The organism is Pantoea sp. GCM10028869 (genome assembly GCF_042666835.1).
GTDB lineage: Bacteria > Pseudomonadota > Gammaproteobacteria > Enterobacterales > Enterobacteriaceae > Pantoea > Pantoea leporis.
Genome location: NZ_JBHTGO010000007.1, coordinates 98,829 through 114,854 on the forward strand (window position 1 = coordinate 98,829; position 16,026 = coordinate 114,854).

11 protein-coding genes are annotated in these 16,026 nt (G+C 58.1%); all 11 read right to left on the minus strand.

Translation table 11 applies throughout. The annotated features are described in order from the left end of the window. Window positions 1–52 precede the first annotated feature (52 nt). The 11 genes from ACFQW4_RS18020 to dppB all read right to left on the minus strand — a co-directional run bounded on the left by ACFQW4_RS18020 (window position 53) and on the right by dppB (window position 15,870). Window positions 53–1,057 (minus strand): glycosyl hydrolase family 8, encoded by a 1,005-nt coding sequence (locus tag ACFQW4_RS18020; protein WP_377726487.1) that lies wholly within the window; start codon window positions 1,055–1,057, stop codon window positions 53–55. A gap of 9 nt (window positions 1,058–1,066) precedes the next feature. Continuing rightward, on the minus strand, window positions 1,067–1,513 hold the full coding sequence (gene bcsD, locus ACFQW4_RS18025; RefSeq protein WP_008104594.1) for a cellulose biosynthesis protein BcsD: 447 nt from the start codon (window positions 1,511–1,513) through the stop codon (window positions 1,067–1,069). Beyond that, on the minus strand, window positions 1,513–5,316 hold the full coding sequence (locus tag ACFQW4_RS18030; protein ID WP_377726489.1) for a cellulose synthase subunit BcsC-related outer membrane protein: 3,804 nt from the start codon (window positions 5,314–5,316) through the stop codon (window positions 1,513–1,515). The genes bcsD and ACFQW4_RS18030 overlap by 1 nt, the downstream gene beginning before the upstream one ends. An 11-nt stretch (window positions 5,317–5,327) precedes the next feature. After that, the gene (bcsB, locus tag ACFQW4_RS18035; protein ID WP_377726491.1) at window positions 5,328–7,859 is read right to left on the minus strand and encodes a cellulose biosynthesis cyclic di-GMP-binding regulatory protein BcsB; all 2,532 of its coding nucleotides are present in this window, start codon (window positions 7,857–7,859) and stop codon (window positions 5,328–5,330) included. Next, a complete protein-coding gene (gene bcsA / locus ACFQW4_RS18040) occupies window positions 7,856–9,961 on the minus strand; it encodes a UDP-forming cellulose synthase catalytic subunit (RefSeq protein WP_101763798.1) in 2,106 nt (701 codons plus the stop codon). Before bcsA ends, bcsB begins: the two co-directional genes overlap by 4 nt. A 54-nt stretch (window positions 9,962–10,015) precedes the next feature. Then, window positions 10,016–10,816 (minus strand): cellulose biosynthesis protein BcsQ, encoded by an 801-nt coding sequence (bcsQ, locus tag ACFQW4_RS18045; RefSeq protein WP_101763799.1) that lies wholly within the window; start codon window positions 10,814–10,816, stop codon window positions 10,016–10,018. Beyond that, window positions 10,807–11,466: a cellulose biosynthesis protein BcsO gene (gene bcsO / locus ACFQW4_RS18050; RefSeq protein ID WP_101763800.1), complete on the minus strand. Its 660-nt coding sequence runs from the start codon at window positions 11,464–11,466 to the stop codon at window positions 10,807–10,809. Before bcsO ends, bcsQ begins: the two co-directional genes overlap by 10 nt. 473 nt (window positions 11,467–11,939) lie before the next feature. Next, a complete protein-coding gene (dppF, locus tag ACFQW4_RS18055) occupies window positions 11,940–12,950 on the minus strand; it encodes a dipeptide ABC transporter ATP-binding subunit DppF (protein WP_137384884.1) in 1,011 nt (336 codons plus the stop codon). After that, on the minus strand, window positions 12,940–13,926 hold the full coding sequence (gene dppD, locus ACFQW4_RS18060) for a dipeptide ABC transporter ATP-binding protein (RefSeq protein ID WP_008104610.1): 987 nt from the start codon (window positions 13,924–13,926) through the stop codon (window positions 12,940–12,942). The genes dppF and dppD overlap by 11 nt, the downstream gene beginning before the upstream one ends. A gap of 12 nt (window positions 13,927–13,938) precedes the next feature. Next, window positions 13,939–14,841, minus strand: coding sequence for a dipeptide ABC transporter permease DppC (gene dppC / locus ACFQW4_RS18065; protein WP_110867893.1), 903 nt, complete (start codon window positions 14,839–14,841; stop codon window positions 13,939–13,941). A gap of 9 nt (window positions 14,842–14,850) precedes the next feature. Continuing rightward, complete coding sequence (dppB, locus tag ACFQW4_RS18070) at window positions 14,851–15,870, minus strand: dipeptide ABC transporter permease DppB (RefSeq protein ID WP_377726495.1); 1,020 nt, start codon at window positions 15,868–15,870, stop codon at window positions 14,851–14,853. Window positions 15,871–16,026: the final 156 nt, after the last annotated feature.

A 16,026-nucleotide genomic window follows, 5' to 3' on the forward strand; every position in this document is an offset into this window, starting at 1 on the left:
AGCTCCGCCGTCCTGAAGTCGCCATTTATAGCGACCAGGCCAAAAATGAGATTTAGCGCTTTTCCTGATATGCCAGCCAGGTCAGCAGCTGCAGGCTGGCGGAAAAGTAGTTTTGATCCGCTGCCAGCGTGTCATTGAGATACTGGGTTTGGCCCAGGGTTAAATCGCGCACCGCAATCAATCCCCCCTCCATGTTGTACGGCGCTGGCGTGTTGCCCAACACATCATACCAGGCGGGCGTGGTCATGCGCGCCGAACCTTGCCAGACACGCTGGAACGGCACCAGACGCAGGCTTTGCGGGTCGTACCACCAGATATTTAGCGGAATACGGATCGCGTCATAGCTGAAGCGATTGGAATAGCCGACCGCCGGTGCCACAGAACCATCAGCATTCAGCGCCACCCAATCGAGCGGCAGGCCGGTTTTGCCGAAGTGCATCTCACCCAGCAAATCCATGCCGTCATCAATCAGCTCATTCCAGATACGCAGATGGCTGTGTTCCGCAAACTCGCGCCAGGCATCAAACAGGAAATAGGAGGGATTAAGCACCACATAGCTGGTTTTGTTGAAACCCTGCGCGCCCGGCAGCATCACTTTATGTCCGCCGTAGCTGATCACATTCAGCTTCACGATCGCACGCTGAATGCGGTCGGAGGCCTGCTGATAATCGCCGCCCCACTTCTGTGCCGCACGTTGCAGCGCCCAGGCAATCAGCACATCACCATCGGATGCATTGTTTTTGTCGGCAATCGGATCGGCGGCGCCTGGCGTGTAGCGCCAGTAGAACAGATCGTTTTGCGTATTACGCAGATGGCTGCGCGTCCACTGCCACAGCAGATCGAAAGTGGCGCGATCGTCATGCGCCACCGCCAGCAACATGCCGTAGCCTTGCCCTTCGGTATGGCTAACGTTGTTGTTGGCCGTATCGCTGATTCGGCCATCGCTGCCCATAAAACGGCTTTTATAGGTACTCCAGCCATCTGCGGCCGCCTGAGCGCTAAAAAACATCACCATGAAACACAGCATCCATTGACGCCAGAACCGCATCACTCTCATTACAGCATCCTATTGATATCGATAGTGCAGCGTGCCGCCGTCGTTGTTCTCCAGCGTCACCGGCACCGCCGCGCTGCCGCCTTGTGCCTGGAGCCACTGCGCATACACGCCCGCCAGCACCGCGCTCAACGCCAGTTGCCAACGCTCAACACCGACGTTGCTGTCGCCCTGCGGCAGCGCGTGGTGCTGAATCAGAATGGCATTCTCCTGCGGCTGTAATTGCACAAAGCCCCAGTTAAAGCGCGCCAGCTGCAAATTCATTTCACGCTCCAGATCCTGCACGGTGCGCGCGTCGGGTAAAGGATAGCGTGTTGCCAGCGATACGCCGACGCCGTTGAGAAAGCCTTCCGCTTCCTCGCCCGCGTTGTCCAGCATGCTCTCAATCATCGCGCTCACCAAATCAAACCAGCCCGGCTGATGCGGATGGCTGACGCGTGCGGTTACTTGCTCACTCATTAGTAATCTCCGAACATGTAACGGAAGTACAGATTGGCTGTGCTTTCGTTGTAATCGCCAAAGGTGTCGTAGCCTAGCTGACCGCCCACGGTGACATCTTTGTTGATTTTATAATCCGCACCAGCATGCAGGTTGTAGCCGATGCCGTTTTTGCTGTCGCCGCTGTAGAACGCATCCTTCACGTAGCCTTGATCGGCCAGACTTTGCAGCTGCGCCTGCAACGACGGATTATTCGGGAAGTAGGCGCTCTTATCCTGGCTGTAGGATTGATAACCCACCGAACCACCGACGTTCACTTTCAGATCGTCAAACTTGCGGCTGAATTCGATAGGGAACGACACCGACGCATAGTTCTGCGGGCTGAAGTAACCGCCCTGACCGTAACTGAAGTAGCTGAGGTTTTTCGAGTAATCCATCCACGACAAGCTCATGCCGACTTTCAGCTCGCGATCGTCGAGGTGATACGGACGCACATACGCGCCTGCGGTCGCCTGCACGCTGTTGTTGCTCGCCACGTTTTCGCCGATGTAGCTGTACGCGCCGCCGCCGACATAAAAACCGGCATCGCCGTTGTCGTAACTCAGCAAGGCGTTACCGCCGTTTTTAGTCACGCGGCCCCAGCGTTTACCGCTGGTTTTGTCTTCGACGCCGACATACGACAGCAAGCTGTCGGTCATCGCGCGGCGTTCACCGGTAAGGATCAGCGTCAGGAAGTCGGTCAGCTTCGGCGACCACTGCACGCCGCCAACCAGCGTACTCAAGTCCTGACCCAGCGGCGTGCTGCCGAGGTCAATCTTGTAGCTGTCGCCCTTCAGCGCCATGTTCAGCTCTACGCCGGTCGCGGATTGCGAATCGGTGGTGGAGTTGGGCGTATCATCAATTTTCGCCGCACCGGAGGCAACCACGTTGCCCTGCACCAGCGCGTTGGTGCCGAATCGACGCCATGCGTCGCCACCGGCGCTGCCGGCGGTGAGGGAAACCGGCGTCATGGTGAAGTCGAAGCGCGACTCGCCAAACGGCACGGTGGAGAAGGTGAGCGGCGCTTTGGCTTCGGTGAGTTTGCTCAAGCCTGATTCGCCATCACGACCGCGTACCTGCATTTCACCCTGCACCCAGGTTCCGGTTTTCTCTTGCAGGTCATCCATCATGTTGTCGATTTGGCGCAGCGTCTGGCTCTGCTGAACCGCCGGTGTGTTGCTCGCCAGCGTCACGCCTTCGGCGCTGCTGGTAGCCGCCGGTGCCGACTGCCACGGCATCACCGCGCCATAGCTGGAAGGCGTACGCCCCACCGGCGAGGTGCCGCGATTGATAAACGGATTGTCAGCCAGCGCCAGACCACCGACGTTTGGCACGCTGCCGGTTTCTGCGCCCTGCAGACCAATCAGCTGACCGCGCGCGGTGCGCAGGTAGCTCATCGCCTGGCTGTGTTCGCCGTTGGCTTCGGCCACGCGGGCTAACAGCAGCAAGCGATCCGGCGACTGCTCGTTGCGCAGGCCGCGCGCTAAGGTATTGGCTTTGTTGACGTCATTTTGTGCCAGCGCCACGTTGATGGCGCCGGTGCGCGCGTCTTGCGTTGGGGTATCCTGAGTCATCAGGTAGTCGTATACCACGCCCGCTTCTTTGTTCATCTTGCCGGACTGGTAGAGTCGCGCCATGGCGAACATCAGATCGCGGTTCTGCGGATCGTGCTGCAGCGCGCCCACCAGCTTGTCGTAAGCGGCGGCGTACTGTTTCTGCTCGCGCAGACGATCCACTTCGTTGATCACGTAGCCGTTGCGGATGCCCGCCAGCTGGGTTGGCGTGCTGCGTGCCTGCAGTTCCGGGCTGCTGAGGAAGCTCTGCGCTTCGGTATTCAGCCCGGCCTGATTCAGCACCGCCACCTGCGCGGCGTAATCACCGGCGTTGCCCTGAATGCCGCGCTGCATATTGCTGCGCACCACGGACACCGCGCTGGTGAGATCGCCGGCTTTCGCCAGCTTCTGCGCCAGGTTACCGGCATCCACCGGATTGGCGGGCGGCGTAGAGGCCAGCGCGCGCAGGGTGTTGGCCGCTGCCGCGTTCGAGCCCTGCGCCAGATACTGATCGGCGGTAGCCATCTGCAGGTTGAAGTTGACGCGCTGCGCCAGCTCGCGCATATCGCTGTTTTTGCTGCTGTTGGGAATGCGAGACAGCAACTGACTCGCCTGCTGCCACGCGCTGCTTTCGCTGGCGTTTAACGCACCTGCATAGAGTTCGGTGGTGCTGGCGCCGCTGCGCATAGTGGGCTGCATGATATTGGCCGCCATCATGTTATTGCCCTGCGCGCGGTAGAGACGTGCCAGATCGAGACGCAGCCAGCCATCGTTGGGATAGCGCTGAATACCCGAGGTCAAGGTGGCGATGGCGGCGCTGTTATTGCCCGCCGCCACTTCACGTTTGGCCTGGGCACGAATTGGATCGGTGCTGCTGCCGCGCGGTGCCACGCTTTGACGCACGCTGTCGGGCAGTGATGCCAGCAGCGTGTTGGCTTCTGCGCCCCGGTTCTGCTGACGCAGCACATAAAACAAGCCTTCTTTGGCGTTGCGGTTATTGGCATCGCTTTGCAGGATGGCGCGATAGGTTTGCTCCGCTTGATCGAGCTGATTGCTGCGACGCTGCACATCGGCGCGGAACAGTTTGGCGGAGACGCCTTTCTCACCGTCGGCCTGCGCCAGCGGTTCGCTCAGCGCCAACGCCTGCGCGCTGTCGCCATTTTTCAGCGCCTGCTGCGCGGAGGCCAGCTGCGCGTAGAAACGTGCATCGGCGGCCTGCTTCTGGCGCGTGTCGCTCTGATCACCACCCATCTGCGCCGCGCGCGTCAGGTAATCCGCCGCTTCGGCATAACGCCCGGCGCGCTGGGCCACATAGCCCATACCGGCCAGCGCATCCGCATCTTGCGGGTTAGCTTGCAGTACTTTCTCAAAGTTGTTCTGCGCGTTGCTGACGTCGCCGCTGTTCAGCGCGGTAAAGCCCGCGCCCTTCTCCGCACCGCCAACGTTTTTACGGTAGTAATCCAGCACCGCGTTGTCTTGCGGATGGCGCTGCTGCCAGGTTTGATACAGTGACGCATCGGACGCCTGCGGACCCAGCCACAACAGCGCCTGACGCAGCGAACGGTCCGCTTCTTTGTTGCCGTCTGCCAGGCTGGCGAGCACATCGATACCCTGACGACGCGTTGCTTCCTGATAGGTCAGCGCTTTACCCAGCGCCAGTTTGGCACCGGTATCCTGCGGATGATCGGCGGAGAACTGACGCAGCGCTTCAACCGCCTGCGGCAGCAGCGAACGATCACCCGCCATGGTCAGATAATATTCTGCTGCCACGCTCGGCGGCGGCTCGTTGCCACTGAAGGTGTTACGCCAGGTTTGCAGCGACGCCGCGATGTTGCCGCTGCGTGCCTGCTGGCGCGCTAACTGCAGCTGCGCCTGCGGAATGGTTTGCAGCTGGCGGGCGTTATCCAGCTCGGTGAGATGCGGATCGTTTGGCGAGGCCGCGCTCAGGCGCGCACGCCACTGCGCTGCTTCCGCTGTGCCGCCGCTCTGCTGTGAATAGAGCGCCAGCAGATAGAGCGCCTGCGTGTTGTTGGGCTCAACCATCAGCACTTTCTGCAGCGAGGCTTTGGCCAAATCGTCATGCGCTTTCTGGTGCCAGTAAGCCGCCTGATCGAACAGCGCCTGTAACGCAGGATTACTGCTCTCCGCCGCCAGCAGCGGCTGCGAGAGCGTCAGCGCGCCACCCAGAATTAAGGCATGGCGAATACCGGCACTTAACAGATGTTTTTTCATTGTTTTTATCCTTACTTCTTGCCGGACTTGCTATCAACTTTTGGGTTGAGACGACGCCACGCATGACGTTTCAGCATCACCCACGCACCGCCGCCGACCAACGCTGAAAGCAGCAGCGCCGCCAGCGCCATCAGCACCGAGTGCTGGTTGGCATACCACACCACCATCATGTACCACGGCATTTCGCCGCTCGGGAATTGCGGGCCAACGCGGAAACTGCGAATGCCGTTCTCATCGGTGATGATGGCGGTATCGCCGCGAATCCCGGCGTTGATGCGTGCAGAATTCAGGTCTTCATGCAGGCGCAGCAGTTGCTGATCGCTGGTCGCCACCGTCATCACCACTAAGCGATCCGGGTTCCACGGCGAGCGATAGCTGACAAAGCCGCGCCACGCTTCATTGGAGGAGAAGTAACGATCGGCATCCAGCGGCTGGCGATACCAGTCGCCGGTCAGCCAGCCACGCAGTTTGTCCCAGGTGGTGGGCTCTTTCACGCCCAGCGTGTTGCCGCTGGTATCGAACGGCGTGTTCGCCAGCATTGCCTGGTTGAACTCGTTGTTCTGCGTGGTGCTGACCGCCAGCAGATCGCTCTGCTGCAGGCGCGTCATGTTGGTGCCGCCGTTTGGCAGGCCAAACAGCACCTGATTTTGCAGCAGCGGTACGCCGGTAGCGTTACCGGCGCGTGAGGCCATATCCAGCAGCGTGGCGATCTCCGCATCGCTTGGTTGTTCCGGCAACAGCAGCGTGGTCTGCGAGAAGTCCGCCAGACGCGAGAACGGGAACGAAGCGCCAACAAAGTAAGAGAGATTTGGCAGCATGGTGAAGTGGCGCGTATGGCTCAGATCGATCCACGAATCCTCTTCGATGCGGCTCTTAATGTTGTTGTTCAGCAGCACGCCACACGGCGCATCCGCTTTCGGCTTGATGTTGAAGTAAAGCGCCAGCTGGTTGTCACCGTAAATCAGGTACGGTTCGAGCTTCAGGGTGTAATGCTCCTGACGCGCGTCGCCGCCCAGCCGATGCCAGGCGCTCTCCAGCAAACCGACTTTATTCACCGTAAGATTGCGCAGGAACGTGCCGTTAATCATGACGTTGAGGAACGAGTTGTCCTCATCAATCCAGCTTTCGGATGGGAAGCGATAGTGCAGCTCCACCGGAATGGTGTCGCCATCCCACAGGAACAGGTCTGGCGCCGCGCGGAAGTTGACGCTTAGCGCATCGTGCCAGATGCCGGTGGTGGTCAGGCTCTGATCTTTGCGCAGCAGTTCGCTCAAACGCACCGGGCGCGTGGTGTTGATCCAGCGCGGCGCATCGTACGGCTTACGTTCACCTATCGGCTGCGGCTGCACGTTAAGGCTGCTGGCATCGGTCGCCAGCGGCTGAGTGGTTAAACGGTTAGCGGCCTGACGTAGCTGATCGTCATTTGCGCCCACCACCAGCAGCAGTTTGTAGACCGGATTGTTCGGGTTATCGATCACCTGCAGCAGCGGACCACTGGTGGCTGGCAAGGTTACGGTACCAATTTTGTCGCCCGGATGGCCGACCAGAATGCCGTTGTGTTCAGGCAGATCGCCGCGCACCACCGGGAAACGGATGCCACGATAATCCGACTGAATGCCCATCCACGATGCCACCAGCGCAGCGGCGCTGATGCTGTCCGGCGCGACATTGGCGGCAAAGCCAAAGGTGACGCTGGCGGGCGTCATGCGCTGCGCATCAATAAACGGACGCGGGAAGTTACGCAGGCTGGTGCCGATGTTCAGCTGCTGGCCTTCGAGGCTCAGCGTGGTCTTCGGCAAAATCGACACCTGATACTGCTGCGCGCTCTCTTTCTCGCACAGCAGCTTGTCGGCATCGTTAATCTTGAAGCTGAGGTTATTGCTGGAGACCACCATCGCCGCCGGAATATCCAGCTGGTAATCGCTGACATCGCTGTCGCTGGCGCCCAAAGGCAAGGTACCCAGCGGCTGACCGTTCAGCATCAGCTGCAGCGAGGTGTTACGCGCGGCCAGCGCCGCCGAGACGCGCAGCGACAGATTAAGACGCGCGTTGGTGATCACTTCATCGCTGGGCAGCGTGAACATGATGCCGGATTGCAGCTGGCCGCCGGTCAACGTAATGCCGCGCGGCTGGCCCATCTGCGCCACCGAAACGGTGCTGCTGATTGGCTGGTTAAGCGTCACGGAAGACGTTTCTGGCATCATCGCCGGTGCGGTTGGCGCTACCGTTGGCAGCACCATTTCTGGTGCGGCAGCAGGTTCGCTGGCCGCAGGTTCAGCGGGCGCGTTGTTTTCCGTTGTCGATGCGGCTTCCGGTGCGGTTTCGGGAGCAGTTTGCTGTGCGGTTTCCGCTGGCGCATAAGGTGCGGCGCCCGCTGCCTGTTGCAGCTGCGGATCGGCAGCGCTTTCGATGCCTTGCGGCGGCGGCACGTCTGAAAGTGCAGCGCTATCCTGAGTGACTGGCGGGGTTTCGGCCCACGCTGGCGCGAGCAGCAGCGCCGTTGCCAGCGAGCTTGCCAGCAACCTTTGCGTCAAATTCTTCATGCAGCGCTGTCCTCTTTTACTGCGGGCTGGTTGTCACGCTTACGCTTCTCACGGCGATCTTTCCAGGTCAGCCAGAACAGCTCAAAGACGGTACGAATAATGGTGCCAAGCGAAACCAGTGGATTGTCTTGCTTATACTCCGGCTGAATCCACGCATCGGCACGCGCTAGTACCACGCGCACCAGCTCACGGCGGCGCGACAGCGGCATATCGCCAAAGCGCAGACGGATGCTCTCCTCATCGCCGGAGATTTTGTTCACCGGAATGGTGATGGTGCCCGACTTCAGCAGCAGATCGATCTCTTCAATTTCATCGTGCTCATGACGATTGTCCGGCGCATCCAGCTGCGCGCCGCCCATCGACAGATCGCTGGTTTTCGTGCGTGACGAGATGCCGCTAGCGTAGTGAATCACCGCCGGGATCTGCACCTCAATACGAATGGTTTTACGCACCTGCTTGGTTTCGCGCGCCACGGCAATCGCCGCCATCAGGATAACCAGGCTGAATACCGCCCAGCCGACGTTGAGCGCAATAACGTAAGGATCAACGCCAAAGTAGTCATGCGCGGTGGCGCGCACCACGCCCGCGATGATGCCGATCGACAGCAGCACCGCGACAATCACATGTGGACGCACGATGTGGAAGTCGAAGAAGCCCTGATCGAGCAGGCCGCCTTTATCCGTTACGTTAAACTTACCGCGCTTCGGCGCCAGCATGGTGAGCAGCGTTGGGATGACGAGGTGGAAGCACATCACGGTTTCGTAGATTTCGCCCCAGAAGGTGTAACGGAACTTGCCGTTCATTCGCGAGTTGACGTAGAGCGACATCACCAGATGCGGCAGGACGTAGGCGAAAATCAGCGAGGCTGACGAATGAATGATATTCAGGTTAAACAGCAGGTAGGCCAGCGGTGCCGTCAGGAACGCCACGCGCGGCAAGCCAAACTGGAAGTGCAGCATGGCGTTGAGGTAGCACAGACGCTGCTGCCACTTCAATCCACGGCCAAACAGCGGATTATCAACGCGGAAGATCTGCGTCATGCCACGCGCCCAGCGGTTACGCTGCACGACGTGCAGGCCAAGACGCTCGGTCGCCAGACCGGCCGCCAGCGGAATTGCCAGGAAGGCCGATCCCCAACCGCGACGCTGCATTTTCAGCGCGGTATGCGCATCTTCGGTCACGGTTTCCACCGCAAAACCACCGATCTCTTCCAGCGCGCTACGGCGAATCACCGCACAAGAACCGCAGAAGAAGGTGGCGTTCCAGTTATCGTTACCCTGCTGCACCGGGCCGTAGAACAGTGAACCTTCGTTCGGGATGCTGCGCGCCGCGCGCAGGTTACGCTCGAACGGATCCGGTGAATAGAAGTAGTGCGGGGTTTGCAGCAGCGCCAGCTTTGGATCTTTCAGGAACGGACCGACCGTCGCCTGCAGGAAGGTGCGCGTGGCCACGTGATCGCAGTCGAAGATGCAAATCAGCTCACCTTTGGTGATCTTCATCGCGTGGTTGAGGTTACCGGCTTTAGCGTGATTATTGTCGTCACGGGTGATGTAACCCACGCCAACATCGGCGGCAAATACCGCAAACTCACTGCGCTTACCGTCATCCAGCAAATAGACCTTCAGCTTGTCACGCGGGTAATCAATACACTGCGCCGCCAGCACGGTATCACGCACCACATCGAGGCTTTCGTTGTAGGTCGGAACATAGACATCCACCGTCGGCCACAGGCTGGTATCATCCGGCAAAGGTTCGATGGTGCGTTTTAATGGCCAGGTGGTTTGCAGGAAGCCGAGAATTAAGATCAGCCAGACATAGAGTTCGGCCAGATATAAGCCGATACCGAGAATCGCTTCAATCTCAGAATTAAATTGCAGCGTCTCCGTAGTACGCCACCAGATATATCGGGTCGACATCAGCGCGGATAAGATAACCATAACGATGGTTATTTTGCGGCTTTTGCTGAAGCCCAGTAAAAACATCATCCCGATGCTGATTAAGCCAAATATATATTGCTTCTGGCTGTCCATAGGCGTGATGACAATTACCGCCGCCACCGGTGCAAGCACCAGCAGCAGCAGGTAAAACCCGAGTTTACTCATGATTCACCCTGAAGAAGCTGTGTTGTTATTATGTGGCCGGAGTCGGCCTCATTATTAATAGTGGCTGCGAAAAGGTGCCTGAACTTCGCCGTTACCCACGGTGATATCCAGGATATTGGCTACGCGTTTTGCCACTAATTCGATATCAAACGCAGCTGCAGACGCTGGGCTGAAATCATAAACCGATTGTTGCGAGGCATTGGCTTCCGCGACGCTTTCATCACGATGAACCACGCCTAATAAGTTCTCACCCAACCGCTGCTGCATAAAAGCGGTGACTTCACGGCTAATATTGCGGCGGTTATCGCTCTGGTTAAGGACAAAATAGTGACCACGTTTATTATTCAGCGGCCGACCGATCATGCGGTCATTTTCTATTTGCGGCAGCAACGAGACCGATGCGGTATCCGCTAACATCACCACTAAATGCATATCGGCAAGTGCCTGCATTGCTTTAAGCGCCGGACCCGGACCGGGGGGAAAATCGGCGATAATCACCAGTCCCGGATAATTCAGCACCGTATCCAGCCCGCGTTTCAGGAAATGCGGATCTTTTACCAGGTTCTCTTCAAAGCGTTCACGCTGCTCTTCGCTCACCTCGCCATACGGCATGACGAAAATATTGCCGCCGGTGGTCAGAATCGATTGGCTCCAGTCAGCCTGATCTTCAGAGCGTGCCACAAAGCCGCGACCATCATTCAGCGGTACACCGAAATGCAGGCGCAAGGCGTTCTGAACATCGAAATCGATTGCCAATACCTTGCTGCCAGCGCGAGCCAGACTCCACGCAAGGTTGGCCGCCATGGTGGTTTTCCCTACTCCCCCTTTTGGCGAGCACACACAAACTAACGGCATAGCGCAATCTTCTCCAGTAGCGGTTTTAACGGTGTTTCTTTTGACAGGTTAGCCGGCTCGGCTGGACGCGAGCGGAACAGCGCACCAAAGCGAGACGGGGCCGGCGCAGCCGGACGTGCCGGTTCAACCGCAGCGGCCAGGGTTGGCACAGGCACTGGCGCGATTGGCGCGGGAGCTGCCGGTGCGGCAACAGCAGCAGGCTGAGCGGCTGGCGCGGCGGCAGGTTTTGCTGGTGGAAACAGTGAGGTTGTCGCCTGGCGCTCGACCAGCGTGGCTTTCGGCGCTAATGGCGTCGCAGAGGAGAGCGGCTTAACCGACGGCGCGGGCGGAAACAGCGATGAGCCGCTCTCCGGTTGCGCGGCGGCAGGTGCGTTCAGGCTATCGAGAATCGATGCGCGCGTCGGGCTGGCTGGTGCAGCCTGAGCCGGTTCCGGCGGTGCGCTGAATTCATCCCCGCGAATCGGCTGTGGTTGCGGCATATCAATGCGCTGACCGCTGCCTAATTCAGGCTCTTGTTCGGTGGTCAATTGACGCAGTAACGCCCACTGACTTTGATCGGCTTCCTGCGATTGACCGGACATATCCTTAAAAGCGATGTCAAGCGTCTGCGTTTTCTCTTTAAAACGCTGCAGATCGTCGTAATTCTTCATGATCAGAGCCTGTAAAAGCGGGAGAGAATTTTCCGCGAATATATCACACACATTAAAAGACGGTGAGACAAATCTGATTACTAAAACAGCGCATTCAATAAAACAATTCTATCTTTAAGATTGAAAAAGCGGGAATGCAAAAAGCATGCAGTTATTTATGGACGGAGATTAATTAGTATCAATTAACAGAAATAATCACGCAGGGGATTTTAACCTAAGCTACTGAAAAACCTCTACTGCGCTGCAAGTTATGGATTTTATTCTGCAGTGACATTGCTCACACAATGATGATGAAAATAGGAATTTGCCTTTACGCTATATATCTAAATCAGGACCAATTGTTCACAGATGCAGTGGCGTAATGCTTTTGTCAGGGCTTTGGCAGTAACCCTTTTTGTCGTTAATTTATCTCATGTATTAATCAGCAAAAAGAAAGGCTCCCGCAGGAGCCTTGATTCATTTATGGCAGTAATTTATGACACGCCTACCGGCTGATTTTCATCCTGATCCACCGCGAAGCAGGCGATTTGCTGATCGCCATATTGCTTCAGTTTTGGCTGCAGCTGAACGCAGGTGCCAAAACGACGACGGCAGCGTGCGTTAAACGCACAGCCCGGCGGCGGATTGAGCGGGCTTGGCAACTCGCCCGTCAGTTTGATGCGCTCGCGGCGATCGTCCGGGTTGAGGCGTGGTGTCGCCGACAGCAGTGCCTGCGTGTAAGGATGACGCGGATTGCTGAAGATCGCCTCTTTGCTGCCCTTCTCAACACAGCGGCCGAGATACATCACCATCACCTCATCGGCGATGTGTTCCACCACGGAGAGATCGTGCGAGATGAAGACGTAGGACAAACCTAAATCCTGCTGCAAATCCATCATCAGATTCAACACCTGCGCTCGCACCGACACGTCGAGCGCCGAGACCGGCTCATCGGCGATCAGCACATCAGGATCGAGCATCAAACCACGCGCGATAGCGATACGCTGACGCTGGCCGCCCGAGAACATGTGCGGATAGCGATCGTAATGCTCGGTTTTCAGGCCAACCTTCGCCATCATCTCCAGCGTTTTTTCCTTGCGCTCCGCTTTGGTCAGCGAGGTGTTGATCACCAGCGGCTCTTCCAGAATTTGGCTGATTTTCTTACGCGGATTGAGCGAGCCATACGGGTTCTGGAACACGATCTGAATTTTCTGGCGACGCAGTTTCTGCGCCTGCGGATCGTGTTTCAACAGATCCTGACCGTGCCAGAACAGCTGGCCTTCGGTCGGCGTTTCAATCATCGTCAGCAAGCGGCCCAGCGTGGATTTACCACAGCCAGACTCGCCGACCACCGCCAGCGTTTTGCCGCGTTCGAGGTTGAACGAGACGCCATCCAGCGCTTTGACCAGACGTTCCTGGCCAAACAGACCTTTCTTCACCGGGTAGTGTTTTTTCAGGTCAATCGCCTGCAGCAGGTAATCCTGCTTATCGTTATCAAGACTCATAAGTCGGTCTCCCGGCATCATCCAGTGGGAAGTGACATTTGGCCTGGCGGCCAGGAATGTCGCGCAGCTCCGGCTCTTCGCGGCGGCAGCGATCGGTCACATACGGGCAGCGCGGATTTAACAGGCAGCCGGTTGGGCGGTCGTATTTACCCGGCACCACGCCAGGCAGCGAGGCCAGACGCGCTTTGTCGGCAGCAAACTCCGGCAGCGCGCGCAGCAAGGCTTGCGTGTAGGGATGACGCGGCGCTTTGAAGATATCCACTGCTTTACCGCTCTCCACCACTTGTCCGGCATACATCACGATGATGTGCTGAGCCGCTTCGGCCACCAGCGCCAGATCGTGGGTAATCAGGATCAGCGCCATATTCTCCTGCTTCTGCAACTCCAGCAGCAGTTCGATGATTTGCGCCTGAATGGTCACGTCGAGCGCGGTGGTCGGCTCATCGGCGATCAGCAGCTTCGGTTTGCAGGCAATCGCCATCGCGATCATTACGCGCTGGCTCATCCCGCCCGACAGCTGATGCGGATACACATCCAGGCGAGAAGCCGGGTCTGGAATGCCCACCTGATCGAGCAGATCAATCGCGCGCTGACGACGGGTACGTTTGCTGCCGCCCTGATGCACCTTGAGCGCTTCCATGATCTGGAAACCCACGGTGTAGCAAGGGTTGAGGCTGGTCATCGGGTCCTGGAAGATCATCGCTACTTCGGCGCCCACCAACTGGCGGCGCTCTTTTTCGGAGATTTTCTGCAGGTCGCGCTGATTGAATTCCAGTTTCTCGGCCATCACGCGGCCGGGATAATCAATCAGGCCCATAATCGCCAGCGAGCTGACCGATTTACCGGAACCGGATTCCCCGACGATGCCGACTACCTGGCCTTGCTCGACCTGATAGCTGATGCGGTCAACCGCACGGAACGGTGTTTTTTCGTCGCCGAAATGCACCGATAATTTGTCTACATTTAATAACGCCATCTCGGTGCCTCTTTACTGCTTGAGTTTCGGGTCGAGTGCATCACGCAAACCATCGCCCATGAGGTTGAATGCCAGAACCGTTAGCAGAATGGTCACTCCAGGGAATGTCACCACCCACCAGGCACTTTGCGCATACTGCAACACGTCGGAGAGCATGGTGCCCCACTCCGGCGTTGGCGGCTGCGCCCCCATACCGAGAAAGCCCAACGCCGCCATATCGAGGATGGCGTTGGAGAAACCTAATGATGCCTGCACGATCAGCGGTGCCAGGCAGTTAGGCAGAATATTGATGAACATCTGGCGCAGCGTACCGGCACCCGCCACGCTTGAGGCGGTAACGTAGTCGCGGTTAACTTCAACCAGCACCGCAGCACGCGTCAGACGGATATAGTGCGGCAAGGCGACGAAGGTAATCGCCAGCGAGGCATTAACGATCGACGGACCGAAGATTGCCACCAGCACCAATGCCAGCAGCAGGCTTGGCAGCGCCAGCATGATATCGACCACACGCATAATGATGGCGTCAACCACGCCGCCAAGGTAGCCAGCCATCAGGCCAAATATCACGCCGAGAATCAGCGACAGCACGACGACCATGCAGCCAACCAGCAGCGACAGGCGCGCGCCGTACATCAGGCGCGACAGCACATCGCGGCCCACGTCATCGGTACCGAGGATGTAGCTCCAACTGCCGCCTTCCTGCCAAACCGGCGGATGCAGCAAGGCATCACGGAATTGCTCAGCCGGTGCGTGCGGTGCCAACACATCAGCAAAGATAGCGATTAACAGCATCAGAACGATGTAAACCAGGCCGATAACCGCGCCTTTGTTACGCCTGAAGTAGTGCCAGAATTCCTGCAACGGGGTCATCGGCTTGGGTGCAGCAGTTACGCTTGCGGGATCAACAGCAGACATGATTCCCCCTTATTTCTTATGACGGATACGTGGATTGGCCACGCCGTACAACAGATCAACCAGCAGGTTGACCACGATGATCAGAATCGCCACCAGCAACACGCCACCCTGCACCACCGGATAGTCACGGCGTTGCAGCGCTTCGATCAGCCAGCGACCGAGTCCCGGCCACGAGAAGATGGTTTCGGTCAGAATCGCACCGGCCAGCAGCGTACCAACCTGCAAACCAATCACGGTGACGACCGGCAGCATGGCGTTACGCAGCGCATGCACCACAATCACACGCATACGCGTCAGCCCTTTGGCGCGCGCGGTGCGGATGTAATCTTCACCCAGCACTTCCAGCATCGAGGAGCGCGTCATACGCACGATCACCGCCAGCGGAATGGTGCCGAGCACGATGGCCGGCAGAATCATGTGCATCACCGCATCTTTAAAATCGCCCTCTTCGCCCCAGAACAGCGTATCGATCAGCATAAAGCCGGTGAGCGGATGACTGTCGTCGAGGAAGATGGTGTCGCTGACGCGCCCGGAGACCGGCGTGAGGTTCCACTGCACCGAGACCAGCATGATCAGCATGATGCCCCACCAGAAAATCGGCATCGAGTAACCGGTGAGCGAGATGCCCACGGCGGTGTGATCGAAGATCGAGCCGCGTTTCACCGCGGCCAGCACGCCAACAGGAATGCCGACAGCGACCGCGAACAACATGGCGCAGATGCCCAGTTCCAGCGTAGCTTTGAAGCGTGGTACGAATTCGTCCCAAACCGGGATACGGCTTTTCAGCGAGATGCCGAGGTCACCGTGTAAGACGCCGTTGATGTAGGTGATGTATTGCTTCCACATCGGCTGATCGAGGCCAAACTGCGCCATCAATTGCGCGTGACGTTCAGGAGAGATACCGCGTTCGCCAGCCATGATCAGTACCGGATCGCCGGGGATCAAGTGGACAAACGCGAAGGTCAATAACGTGATACCGATGAACGTTGGGATGACAAGGCCCAAACGTCGGAGTATGAATTGCAGCATAAGCCTGGTTCTCTGACATTTCCCACAGCGTTACCGCCGGGGACAACATTGCTCAACACTCGCAGCCAGCCAAAGGCGGACGCGACGCAAGAAGCGCTTCATTAGTAGAATTTGCCGGAAAAAAAGAGCGGAATACGGGCGGCGAAGGTGCCGCCC

Bases quoted from the DNA above. Each gene is read 5' to 3' on its own strand.
- ACFQW4_RS18020 (WP_377726487.1), bottom strand. From the start codon at position 1,057: ATGAGAGTGATGCGGTTCTGGCGTCAATGGATGCTGTGTTTCATGGTG.
- bcsD (WP_008104594.1), bottom strand. From the start codon at position 1,513: ATGAGTGAGCAAGTAACCGCACGCGTCAGCCATCCGCATCAGCCGGGC.
- ACFQW4_RS18030 (WP_377726489.1), bottom strand. From the start codon at position 5,316: ATGAAAAAACATCTGTTAAGTGCCGGTATTCGCCATGCCTTAATTCTG.
- bcsB (WP_377726491.1), bottom strand. From the start codon at position 7,859: ATGAAGAATTTGACGCAAAGGTTGCTGGCAAGCTCGCTGGCAACGGCG.
- bcsA (WP_101763798.1), bottom strand. From the start codon at position 9,961: ATGAGTAAACTCGGGTTTTACCTGCTGCTGCTGGTGCTTGCACCGGTG.
- bcsQ (WP_101763799.1), bottom strand. From the start codon at position 10,816: ATGCCGTTAGTTTGTGTGTGCTCGCCAAAAGGGGGAGTAGGGAAAACC.
- bcsO (WP_101763800.1), bottom strand. From the start codon at position 11,466: ATGAAGAATTACGACGATCTGCAGCGTTTTAAAGAGAAAACGCAGACG.
- dppF (WP_137384884.1), bottom strand. From the start codon at position 12,950: ATGAGTCTTGATAACGATAAGCAGGATTACCTGCTGCAGGCGATTGAC.
- dppD (WP_008104610.1), bottom strand. From the start codon at position 13,926: ATGGCGTTATTAAATGTAGACAAATTATCGGTGCATTTCGGCGACGAA.
- dppC (WP_110867893.1), bottom strand. From the start codon at position 14,841: ATGTCTGCTGTTGATCCCGCAAGCGTAACTGCTGCACCCAAGCCGATG.
- dppB (WP_377726495.1), bottom strand. From the start codon at position 15,870: ATGCTGCAATTCATACTCCGACGTTTGGGCCTTGTCATCCCAACGTTC.